The 10,944-nt window shown below is 55.2% G+C and carries 9 protein-coding genes; 3 read left to right on the forward strand and 6 right to left on the reverse strand.

Features of this window, described 5'->3' with window-relative positions:
* Positions 1 to 168: 168 nt before the first annotated feature.
* A complete protein-coding gene (locus AWJ19_RS16765) occupies positions 169 to 375 on the reverse strand; it encodes a hypothetical protein (RefSeq protein ID WP_068725411.1) in 207 nt (68 codons plus the stop codon).
* Between the two features lie 18 nt (positions 376 to 393).
* Complete coding sequence (gene clpP, locus AWJ19_RS16770; RefSeq protein ID WP_068725413.1) at positions 394 to 975, reverse strand: ATP-dependent Clp endopeptidase proteolytic subunit ClpP; 582 nt, start codon at positions 973 to 975, stop codon at positions 394 to 396.
* A 187-nt stretch (positions 976 to 1,162) separates the two neighbouring features.
* Between clpP and AWJ19_RS16775 the strand changes: the two genes are divergently transcribed.
* Both AWJ19_RS16775 and AWJ19_RS16780 read left to right on the forward strand, forming a co-directional pair.
* Complete coding sequence (locus AWJ19_RS16775) at positions 1,163 to 1,909, forward strand: sigma-70 family RNA polymerase sigma factor (RefSeq protein WP_068725414.1); 747 nt, start codon at positions 1,163 to 1,165, stop codon at positions 1,907 to 1,909.
* A gap of 77 nt (positions 1,910 to 1,986) precedes the next feature.
* Complete coding sequence (locus AWJ19_RS16780; protein ID WP_068725416.1) at positions 1,987 to 2,880, forward strand: NAD-dependent epimerase/dehydratase family protein; 894 nt, start codon at positions 1,987 to 1,989, stop codon at positions 2,878 to 2,880.
* Here the strand turns inward: AWJ19_RS16780 and AWJ19_RS16785 are convergent.
* The 4 genes from AWJ19_RS16785 to AWJ19_RS16800 all read right to left on the reverse strand — a co-directional run bounded on the left by AWJ19_RS16785 (position 2,860) and on the right by AWJ19_RS16800 (position 9,542).
* Positions 2,860 to 3,177 (reverse strand): hypothetical protein, encoded by a 318-nt coding sequence (locus AWJ19_RS16785; RefSeq protein WP_068725418.1) that lies wholly within the window; start codon positions 3,175 to 3,177, stop codon positions 2,860 to 2,862. The two genes, AWJ19_RS16780 and AWJ19_RS16785, sit on opposite strands and share 21 nt — an antisense overlap.
* An 11-nt stretch (positions 3,178 to 3,188) precedes the next feature.
* Positions 3,189 to 4,679: a methyl-accepting chemotaxis protein gene (locus AWJ19_RS16790; protein ID WP_068725419.1), complete on the reverse strand. Its 1,491-nt coding sequence runs from the start codon at positions 4,677 to 4,679 to the stop codon at positions 3,189 to 3,191.
* 218 nt (positions 4,680 to 4,897) lie between these two features.
* A complete protein-coding gene (locus AWJ19_RS16795; protein WP_068725421.1) occupies positions 4,898 to 5,308 on the reverse strand; it encodes a VOC family protein in 411 nt (136 codons plus the stop codon).
* Between the two features lie 160 nt (positions 5,309 to 5,468).
* The gene (locus AWJ19_RS16800; RefSeq protein ID WP_068725423.1) at positions 5,469 to 9,542 is read right to left on the reverse strand and encodes a choice-of-anchor I family protein; all 4,074 of its coding nucleotides are present in this window, start codon (positions 9,540 to 9,542) and stop codon (positions 5,469 to 5,471) included.
* A 196-nt stretch (positions 9,543 to 9,738) separates the two neighbouring features.
* Here AWJ19_RS16800 and AWJ19_RS16805 point away from each other — a divergent pair, with 196 nt between their 5' ends.
* Positions 9,739 to 10,896: a glycosyltransferase family 1 protein gene (locus AWJ19_RS16805; RefSeq protein WP_068725425.1), complete on the forward strand. Its 1,158-nt coding sequence runs from the start codon at positions 9,739 to 9,741 to the stop codon at positions 10,894 to 10,896.
* Positions 10,897 to 10,944: the final 48 nt, after the last annotated feature.

Here is a 10,944-nt window from a genome sequence, read left to right on the forward strand (position 1 = left end):
CTCACCACCATCAGTAGCATTTCTTTCCTCTCAGTATAATTGATAATGATTATCAATGGAATCCTGTCAGTACAAAAAAAGACTATCCCTGTGCCCTTACGGCATAAGGATAATCTTTGGGTTATTAAGTCCTTCTCCGGAACCCCATGTTACCGGTGTAACGAATGTCTATTGCCCGAATCCGACCCGCGGCCGTTCCCGTTCCTTGGTTTCAAGCGCTACTGCACGGATGGAAGTGAGAGGAATATAGAGCAGCTGATACTCCGTCCGGTATTTTACAAAACGTTCGTCAAGCTCCTCCAGCACGCCCTCCCTCACACTTGTTCCGTCCAGAAAATGTACCGCCACCTTCTGTCCCAGCAATTCCTTCAGCATGTACGTCAGCTCCTTTGGTTATAAACTTGAAATCACCTTGTCGATAATGCCGTAATGGAGCGCTTCCTCCGCTGTCATGAAAAAATCACGGTCCATATCCCGCTCGACCCGCTCTGCCGGCTGGCCGGTCCGCTCTGCAGTAATCTTGACGATTTTCTCCCTGATCTGCAGAATCCGTCTGGCGCTGATGGCAATGTCACTGGCCTGGCCCTGCGCACCGCCATGCGGCTGATGGATCATGATCTCGCTGTTTGGCAGCGCAAATCTTTTGCCGGGAGCTCCGGCCAGGAGCAGCAATGAACCGAAGGAAGCCGCAAACCCCGTGCAGATCGTACTGACCTGCGGTTTGATTACCTGCATCGTATCATAAATACCGAACCCGGCGGTAGTCGAACCGCCTGGACTGTTAATGAACATCTGAATATCCTTCTCCGGGTCCTCGGCCGCCAGATACAGCAGCTGGGCAATGATGCTGTTGGCCAGCTGATCATCTATCGCCGCCCCCACAAATACAATCCGGTCCTTCAATAGCCGCGAATAAATATCATAGGAACGCTCACCTCTGCCCGTCTGCTCAACTACATAAGGGATAACACTCATCCTTCATACCTCCTTGAAATTTCTATTGAGTAATACCCTGTAATCGAATGAATGCCGGAAAAAGATACGGAAATCACCCCGCAAATAAAATGCTGCAGGCAGCGTACCTTTTATCTGTAGATATTCGCTTATATAATAGAGGGAACTAAACATGGGGTAAGGATTGCCGAAAAGGAGATGAACGAGCATGTTAATCGTTGATGAACATGATCTAACGGATACCGCAGCTGAAGAACGCCTGCAGCCGCTTGATGCAGCCTTGAACCGCTATTGCCTGGCGCTCACCCGCTCCGTGCATGAGGCTGAGGATCTGGCCCAGGACACCTGGACCAAGGCGCTGGGCTACAGTGGGTGGTCTGCAAGCCCCAATCAGCAGGCACTACTGCTGCGGATTGCCAAACATACATGGATTGACAGCCTGCGGCGCAAAGCTGCGCTTAACCGTGCAACAGAGCGCGTAATTCAGCCGGCAGATGCTGCTGCGGAGCAGGAGCCCCTTAGCCTGACGGAACTCGAAACGGCCTTCCACGCCTTGTTGAAATATTTGCCGCCGCTCCAGCTGTCGGTATTTCTGATGCGGGATGTATTTGGCTACCCGGCACAGGAAACGGCTGATCAGCTAGACACCACGGAAGGAGCGGTCAAAGCCGCACTGTACCGGGCCCGGCAGGCTCTCGCAGCTGTGCGCATGGAGCTGACAGCGGATGGGCCGGCCCGGCCCGAAGACAGCGATTTCCGGCGGCTGCTGAGCGCGCTGGCGGAAGCCTACGAGCAGGGCCAGCTTCCCGTAATGCTGGAACTGCTGCGCCGGGAGAATGCTGCCGGGATTACAATGGCAGCCGGCATCAGCACTGTCCGGGCCCGGCACAATACCGTCCGCACTGCTGCTGATCGTACAGGAAGGTACGGCAGCGTGCTGATGATGGCGGCTTAACTGATCCAGGCCCAATAAACTGGCCAGCGGACTCAAGGAATCTGCATGGCAATTCGATTTTACCAAGGAGGGAAATGATGAGGAGCATACTTGTACTCGGAGGAACGAGGTTTTTCGGCAAACGGCTGGTACAGCGGCTGCTGGAGGACGAAGATACACAGGTAACGATTTTAACCAGAGGACAGACAGAAGATAACTTTGGTGAGCGGGTGATCCGGCTGACCGCCGACCGCTCTGATGCGCAGGCGCTGGCTGCGGCCGTTCGCGGCCGGCACTACGATGTCGTCTACGACAACATCTGTTACTCGCCGGACGATGCTGCGGCGGCAGCCAGGATTTTCGCAGATACGGCAGGCCGGTATGTTTTGACCTCCAGCCTGTCCGTATATGATCCAAGCCAGCAAATGCTGTGTGAAGCCGATTTTGACCCGGCACATTATCCTGTCACCCTCGGTCCCAAGGAAAACTTCAGCTACCAGGAGGGCAAACGGCTGGCCGAAGCCATTCTGCTGAACCAGACGGCCTTTCCTGCGGCGGCGGTCCGTTTTCCGATTGTGCTCGGAACGGATGATTACACGCGCAGACTGCATTTCCATATTGAACACATCATGGAAGGCAAGCCTGTCGGTATTCCGAATCCTGAAGCTCTGATCTCTTTTATCCGGTCCGATGAGGCTGCAGACTTCCTGTATTGGGTCGGCTTCTCCCCGCTCACCGGACCTGTAAACGCCTGCTCGGACGGGGCAATGACCATTCAGGAGATCATCTCCCTGATCGAAGCCGTTACAGGCGTACAGGCAATAACACCAAGCAGGACCGAAGAAAGTGATATGTCCCCGTTTGGCATAACCGAGTCCTGGCATATGGATACAGCAAAAGCCCGCACTGCGGGCTTCGTCTTCCTGCCGCTTACCGGCTGGCTGCCTGAGCTGGCGGCTTCGCTGCACGCGTCACTCCGCGATCGCCAGTAACGGAGCTTCGTCTGCGTTGTCCTTGCTGCTGCGGGCTTCCTCAATAATCAGCAGCTGCCCGCCGTGAGGCTTGGCGTCCTCCTCCTGACCGATCTTGAACACATTGATCTCCCGGAACAGCCGCTGTGAAAGCTCGCTGATTTCCAGTGCCTGCCGGGCAATATCGTGAATGGCCTGATCCTGCTGGGTGCTCGATGCATTCACTTCCTGAACCCCTGCCGCTGTCTGCTCGGCAACGGAGGCTACGGAATGGATCGATTCGCCCAGCCGGGAATTAATCCGCCGCGTCTCCTCCACTTTTCCGTGAATCAGAGTAATCTGCCGGCTGATACCGGCAATCGATCGTCAATGGCCTGGAAAGAAGCCAGCGTTTCCGCAACCTGGGAATCCTGCTCCTCCAGGCTTTTTTTCGTATCCAGCATATACTCCTGAAATCCGGCCATGCTCTCCTGCAGCTCTCCGATAATCCGGCTGATCAGAATCGAAGAATCGCTGGTCTGCACCGACAGGTGGCGGACTTCGTCAGCAATGACAGCGAACCCTTTGCCTGCAGCCCCGGCCCGCGCCGCCTCAATCGCCGCATTCAGCGAGAGAATGTTCGTCTGCTTGGAGATTTCTGTAATGGAGTTAGTAATCCGAGAAATATCACCTGACTGCTCTACCAGCTTCTCCAGTGCTTCATACACTCTGCTGATAGAAGAGCGGGAGCGTTGCGAAATCCGCTGCAGCTCTCCGACCGTCTCGGAGCCTTTGCGTGCATTATGATCAGCACTGCCGCTGGTCGCCAGCATTTTGTCGGTATAGTCGGTAATCTCCGCCACTTCCCGTTCGAGCTCCCGCAGCAGCAGCGCGCTCTGTTCAGACTGAACCGCCTGCTGGTCTGCACCTATCGAAATCTCCTGAATGGTTCTGACAATTTCCTGATTTGTATTTGCCGTAACCGTGGAGGATTCCTGAAAGGACCGTGAATAATCCGCCAGTGTCGAAGCAACCTGAACCGTCTGGCGCAGCATATCACGCACTCTGCTCACCATATGGTCAAAATGGAAGCTCAGCCGTCCCAGCTCATCATTATACGGGGAATTGATCTGCTGGCGGAGATCCCCTTCAGCGATATTGCGCAGTGCGTGCTGCAGCCTGCCTACCGGAGCAAGGAATGAGCGTGTCAGCAGCACAGCAAGTACAAGCATGAACAGGACTACTGCACCAGCGGCATAATAAACAATCGATACAGTGTGCTCCAGCAGTCTGAAGGAATCTGCCTGTGCCTGGTCGGCATTATCCGCTGCAGCCTTGTAGAGCGAGGTGTTAATGTTGAGCAGCTGCTGATGAACAGCCAGCGCATTTGTATGCAGACCGTCAATCTCCTCAAGCACCGTAAGCGGGTCAAGGCTTGGATCCTCCAGCGTTTCTATCAGCTTACCGACATGGCCGGTATACATTTTGATTGCGGACTTCAGCAGCTGCAGATCCTTCCACGCGGCGGTTTCTTTATCAAAATCTACCTTGGCCACAGCTTCGTCAAGCTGCTGCTGCTTGTCCATAAACGGCTCTGCCAGCTCCAGGTCACTTGATTCGGCAAGCGAGGTCTCCAGACTGTTCAGCTCCTGCAGCAGCTGGGTGATGGTCGAAACGGTGATTCTTTTTTCCATCTCCGACTTCTGGCGTTCCATCGATAGCTCCACCTGGCTAATCTTCTGTCCCTGAAGCAGCGCAACTCCTAAAAAGATCAGCGAAATCGCAGTAAAACTTAGAATCAGCTTCCATTTCATGGATAAGTGCAGCACACTTCTTTTCAAACCAATCATCCCTTCTATTAAACCTTTGGTCATTTCGTTATGTATGTAATTTTTCCCACGCACTCATTGTAGAAGCTGGATATTAACGGGTCTGCGGGGTTATGTATGTGGAGTGTAAAGAATCTGTTGCAATACTGTAAACACCGGGGTTTGCAGCCACACAAAAAGGCAAGCACCGCGAGGGCACCTGCCTGAATACTTCTCTATTATTGAACCTTTTACTGAGCAGCACTCTCATCCATATACACAACTTCCCACAGATGCCCGTCCAGGTCCTGGAAGCTCCAATTATACATGAAGCCGTGATCAACCGGAGCATTGAACGGCTTGCCGCCGGCATCCAGCGCCTTCTGCACCAGCTCGTCCACCTGCTCCCTGCTGGCTGCGGAGAAGCATGTAATGACCTCTGCATGGGCAGCAGAGTCAATGATTGTCTTGTCCGTAAACGTGCCGAAATACTCCCGTGTCAGCAGCATTGCATACGTATTTCCGTTAATGATCATACAGGTCGCGTTCTCATCCGTAAATTGCGGATTAAACTCAAACCCTATTGCCGTAAAAAATTCAACCGACCTCTGCAGATTGGCAACGGGCAAATTAATAAACAGCTGGCCTGCCTGAAATCCCATTCGCTGATCACCTCATACATGGATTTTTGGGGGTGCTGCCCTCTATTATAGCATGTCGTTTTGCAGAATAATAAAATTTAAAGTATCCGCGCCGCATAAATTGTCCAGCCGCTTTCTCCGGCTATTTGCGGCGCGGAATGCTCCATACTAATCAGTATTTCTACTGCACAGCTTTCAACAGTTTAGCCAGCAGCTGTGCTGTTTCTTCACGGGTTGCCGGCGCCTGCGGGGCAAAGTTAACCTTGCCGTCCGCCGCTGCCTGGCCGGACAGGATGCCGGCTTGCCGGACTGCTGTTGCAGCTTCCTGTGCGTAGCTGCTGATCGACGCCTGATCAGCGAAGCCTGCCGCTGCACCGCCGTTCACCGGCAGGCTCCAGTTCATCGCTTCAGCCAGACGGACAATCATCACCGCCAGCTGCTCCCGTGAAACATCGGCCTCTGGCGTAAATTTGCCGTCGCCTGTACCGTTCACTATTCCGTTAGCGCTGGCCCAGCTGACCGCAGCAGCGAAATAATCATCCGCCTGCACATCAGTAAAGCTGCCGGAGGCTGAATTGCCAAGCTCAGCACCGGCCAGACGGGCCAGCAGCAGCGCTGCGTCTCCGCGGCTCAGCCTGCTTTTCAGGCCAAACTGATCTGCAGAGATACCAGTAATGATGCCCCGTGCTGCCAGATAGGTAATGGAATCCTTCGCATAGCTGGATGCTGTATCACTAAAGGCCGGTTTGTTATAGCCGACAGCATATACCGAGAAATGCGATGTCTGGAAGGTCAGCTGGCCGGTTCCCGCATTATAGCTGCTGGCCGGCAGCACCTTCAGCTCACCCGCTGGTGACACATAATAAGCAACTACAGCAGCGGCGTCTTCTCCAGCGGCGAGTGTATAAGGAACACTTACCACCGCTCCGCCTGTGCCAAAGCTGGAAACGCTCCGACTGCCGGTCTTGACCTCAAGGCTCACTACCGGACGGCTGCCGATCAGGCTTGAGCCGGTTGTGAGATTTGCAGCAGCAATCGTCAGGCTGACCGCTTCACCTGCAGCTGCAGTCTGGATGGCCGAGACAGCGGCACGGTCCAGAGAAACTGTGCCGGTTCCGCTTGCAAAGGTTACTGTCTGCGCTGTGCTGCCGGTAATCTCGGTCCAGGCTGCCGCAGGAATATTGAGCGTCGCCGACCCTGCAGTATTCCCTGCAGCCGTGCGGAATACCAGTTCGTCCGCAGCGGAGCTCTTCAGCGCCTCAAGGGCTGCTGTTACCTCTGCTGCGCTGACCGGATACGATGGATTGCCCGCCGCATCCGCTGCTGCTTTGATTTCCAGAATTGCCTTACCGTCAGAAGTACTCACTCCTGCAGCCGGTGTGGTCACCACTGCAGTTGATCCGCCCGAAGGGCTTGAGCCCGGCTGGGTGATTACGGGTTCTGCAGCCTGCACAGTCACCTTAGCTTCAGCCAGACCATAGCCGTCTGCACTGTATACAGAGATTACGGCTGTTCCCGCTGTCAGCGGTGTGACCTTGCCTGTCTGATCTACTGTAGCTACTGCTGTATTGGAAGAACTCCAAACCAGCTCTTTCGTTCCTTCACCCGCAGGCTGCACTGCTGCTGTAAGCACTGCTGCTGAACTGCCGGCCTGCAGGGACAACTCGGCCTTGTCCAGGGTTACCTTAGTCACATTCAGCTGGTAGATGGCAACCGTTCCGCCGACCTCATTGGCGACCAGTACTAATGGCAGGCCGGTCGGGCTGTCTGCTGCCGCAATGAACTCGATTCCTTCCGGTCCGGTATCTGTCGCCAGATTGTTCTTCGGCGTAAACTCGCGTGTATTAATATAGTTCACAAACTCCGGCTGCTCCGGACTAGTCACATCGTAGGTCATCAGACCGCCGATCCGCTCCAGCCCGATAAAGGCCAGCGCCTTCTTGCCTACCTTGCCGATTTTTACATATTCCGGCTCAGGCCCCTTTTTGCTGCTGCGGCTGTCCAGGGTAGTGTTGCTGTTGCTGGCATTGAAGTAAGCCGGCAGACGTTCAGCCGTAATCTGCTCGAAATCGCTGCCGCTGTCATACACCTGCTTCAGGTCTGCAGCATCCCAGATGGAGAAGGAACGGCCGCCGTACAGATAAATGCCGTCATGCCCCATATCCGACATCACTTCAACACCGTCATACTTAGTGGATCCGGCCAGGAACCCTGCGGCATCCGAGTCCGGATTGAGCGAGCCTTTCATTTTACCGATGGTGCTGGCATTCTCCTTGCTGTCCCATTCCGTTGCATCGCCTTCGTTGGCCGTGAACAAATAGGTTTTGCCGTTAACCGTGTACTGGCTGATTCCATCCGGCATATATACGCCGTAGAACGGTACTTTCTCCAGCTGGATCTTGCTGTCGTTCAGCAGGTCGAGCGCATTGCCCGGATCATTCAGGTTCTTGACCCCCAGACCCTTAACCGACAGCAGCTTGCCGGAGGCAATATCAACAGTTGCGATTGCGTTATTCTCCTGAAGACTGACGTAGGCCGTTTTCTGGTCTTCGGACAGCTCGATAAATTCCGGTTCCAGGTCACGCACAGCGTCTTCTTTGGCGCCTTCACCGGTAATCAGCTTCGTCTCCGGGTCTACAGCCCCGCGGATGTGCACAAGGTCATCAATAACTGCAGGGTTACCGAACTTCACCTGGTTAACCGCTTTGGTCACAGTATCGATAATAGTCACGCTGCCTTCAGGATCGCCGGCCAGCGTGCGCGGCTCTGCCTCATCAGCAGTCAGGATATACCGGCCGTCTGCCGTATATTTAACCATGTCCGGCTGAACCCCGGCCTCAAAGGTTTCCAGCAGCTTGCCGTCATAATCGAGTACAAGCACCTTGCCGTTCTTCATGGCATCGGCTTCCTGCACCGCTACAGCAATCCGCTTGGTTGCCGTATTAATGTCCACACTGGTCAAATCACCGTAAACAAAGCCGCCTGTCTCGGACAGTGCCTCTACGTTGATGCTGGACTCTTTTTCCGGATGAGCGCCGTCTTTGAGGTTAACCACATCTACAGTCGCAGGCTGCGTTGACCCGTTAACCAGATAAAACTTACCGTTATCCCGGTTGTATCTGACAATCTCGGCTACACCGCCGTCCTTATTCGTCGTGCCTACGGAATAGCCTCCTATTTTGGTAATGCTGAGTAGGTCCTGTTTGGGATCAGCAGCAGGCTTGCCCACTTCCAGCTTGAGGATGCCTGTAACTTTGGCAGGCGTTGCGGCGCTGTCATATACGGTATAGCTCACAGTTGATGTGCCTGCCGCCAGCGGAGTCCCGCTGATCGTACCGGTTGCTGCATCAAGCTTAAGGCCTTCCGGCAGCCCGTCTGCAGTGAAGGAATACGGCTGAACGCCGCCGTACACCGACAGCGCAACCGTATACGGTGTGCCTGCTGCCGCCGCTGGCAGTTCGGTGGTTGCTACGCCGAGGGCCGGTGCTTTGATGCCCCACGCTCCGTCTGCGCTGCTGTGCGGCTTCATCAGATTCATGCCCGCTGCATCCAGATTGTCGAAGCCGATCTGCTTCAGATCGCTTTTATTGTTGTCCGTATCGGTAAAGTCTGCACGGCGCACGGACTTCTGCTTGGAGGTTCCCTCCTCCTTACCGGTCGGATAATCTCCTTCGTAGCCGTCGATGACGGAGCCTTTGTCATTTCCTGCTGTACCGATCATGTCCACATAAGCCGCCGTTTTGCTCGCGAACGGGTTGACTGCAGTCAGCAGGTCCGTATTGCTCAGCAGCACAACCTTCATGCCTTTATTATTGAAAAGAAGTCCGCCCCACGCCTGATCTCCTTTGGCGCTGATGTCGCTCTGGAAGGTGGGGTTATTTTTTCTGTCGGTAATGAGGTAAGAGGAGTGTGCCTTGATAGTGCCGCTTAGCTCCAGCCTGCTCCATGCCCCGTTCATTGCCGGATCGGAGTATTGCAGCGACCAGCCGTTCAGGTCAACATCAGTGTCCAAAGGATTATACAGCTCAATATAGCCGTTTGAAAAATAGCCGCCGGTAGTATCTGCATCGCCTCCGCCATAAACCTGATTCACAATAATATGAGGAACATTTACATTATAAGTGCCGTCAGCATTATACGGAGTGCCCGTCAGCTGTCCTGCAGCCGCCGCTGCAGGGGCCGCGCTCCAGGCGGGAACAAGTGCGATTTCTGCTGCAAGCAGCAGAGAGAGTAAGGTTGTGCCTGATCTTTTCAAGTCGTTGTCACTCCTATAGTTTATTTTTTAAATAACTATAGTGGACGAGTATTTGCGGTTATGCTGATTTGTATCAACGGAGCGTAAAGTGCGGGGACATGCCGGCATATCCCGAAAAAAGCCTTAACATTCCGCTGACTCCGCTCAAATATTCACCTGTTATGATCAGGGCAATCAGAGCTCTGGAGGGGATATTATGCGTCTTGCCCTGTTTACAGACACTTATCTTCCGCAGACCAACGGCGTCGCCCGTACGCTTCACCGTCTGACCGGCCATCTGCACCGCCGCGGAATCGAACATTTGCTGTTCACCCCGACATCGGCCTCAGAGGAAGAATGCGATGATCCGGTGCGTAAAATCTCCAGTATCCCCTTCTTCCTGTATCCGGAATGCCGTTTGGCGCTGACGGGTATATCATCGATTCAGCAAGAGCTGCGTTCTTTCCGTCCCGACCTGCTTCATATGGCCACTCCCTTTAACCTCGGCCTATGCGGGCTGCGGTACGCCCAAAAGCACAGCCTCCCGCACATCGCCTCCTACCACACCCATTTCGACCGTTATTTACACTATTACCGGATGCGGGGGCTGATTCCGCTCTACTGGAAATACATGAAATGGTTTCACCGCACCTGCGATGCAGTGCTTGTCCCCTCTCAGGAGACAGCAGGCGTCCTGCGGGCACACGGCTTGTCCGGCCTGCGGCAATGGTCGAGAGGGGTGGACTGCGTGCTGTACGATCCGGCAAAACGCTCAGCTGATGTGCGGGAGCGTTACGGGATTGAAGCTCCGCTGCTCCTGCTCTATGTAGGACGGGTGGCTCCGGAAAAAGATCTGCCCACGCTCATGGCGGCCATGCGCCAGCTGCCGGAATCCGTTGCCGCTGCCGTCCATCTGCTCGTCGTGGGCGATGGTCCGCTGCTGCCGGAGCTGCGGGCTGACGCTCCCCAGAGTGTCAGCTTCGCCGGCAGCCGGCATGGCGGGGAGCTGGCAGAGCTGTATGCCTCCGGCGACCTGTTCGTGTTTCCGTCCAGCACGGAAACCTTCGGCAACGTCGTGCTGGAGGCCATGGCCTCCGGCCTGCCGGTAATCGCCGCAGATGCAGGCGGCCCAAGCGAGCTGGTCGCCCCCGGCCGGAGCGGCATCCTGCTTAGCCCACAGCAGCCGGAGGCGATGGCCGAAGCCATCTGCCGGCTTGCAGAACAGCCGGAGCTGCGCCTGGCGATGGGCCGGGAGGGGCGGCGGCTGGCGCTCAGCCGCTCATGGGATGAGATTTTTGACCGGCTCATCAGGGACTATGAGGAGGTCATCGAGGCGCGGCGCGTGAAGAGTGGCACGGGGATTTTTACGGCTTAGTAGCGGGGAGCGGGGACGGGAGGCGCTGGGGCGGAGGCTGCCATCCGG

Origin of the sequence: Paenibacillus sp. DMB5, from assembly GCF_001517085.1 — a bacterium.
Classification (GTDB): domain Bacteria; phylum Bacillota; class Bacilli; order Paenibacillales; family Paenibacillaceae; genus Paenibacillus_AQ.

What these genes read in the sequence shown, in the direction of transcription:
- clpP (WP_068725413.1), bottom strand. Translation starts at nt 975, where the DNA reads ATGAGTGTTATCCCTTATGTAGTTGAGCAGACGGGCAGAGGTGAGCGT.
- AWJ19_RS16775 (WP_068725414.1), top strand. Translation starts at nt 1,163, where the DNA reads ATGTTAATCGTTGATGAACATGATCTAACGGATACCGCAGCTGAAGAA.
- AWJ19_RS16780 (WP_068725416.1), top strand. Translation starts at nt 1,987, where the DNA reads ATGAGGAGCATACTTGTACTCGGAGGAACGAGGTTTTTCGGCAAACGG.
- AWJ19_RS16765 (WP_068725411.1), bottom strand. Translation starts at nt 375, where the DNA reads ATGCTGAAGGAATTGCTGGGACAGAAGGTGGCGGTACATTTTCTGGAC.
- AWJ19_RS16805 (WP_068725425.1), top strand. Translation starts at nt 9,739, where the DNA reads ATGCGTCTTGCCCTGTTTACAGACACTTATCTTCCGCAGACCAACGGC.
- AWJ19_RS16795 (WP_068725421.1), bottom strand. Translation starts at nt 5,308, where the DNA reads ATGGGATTTCAGGCAGGCCAGCTGTTTATTAATTTGCCCGTTGCCAAT.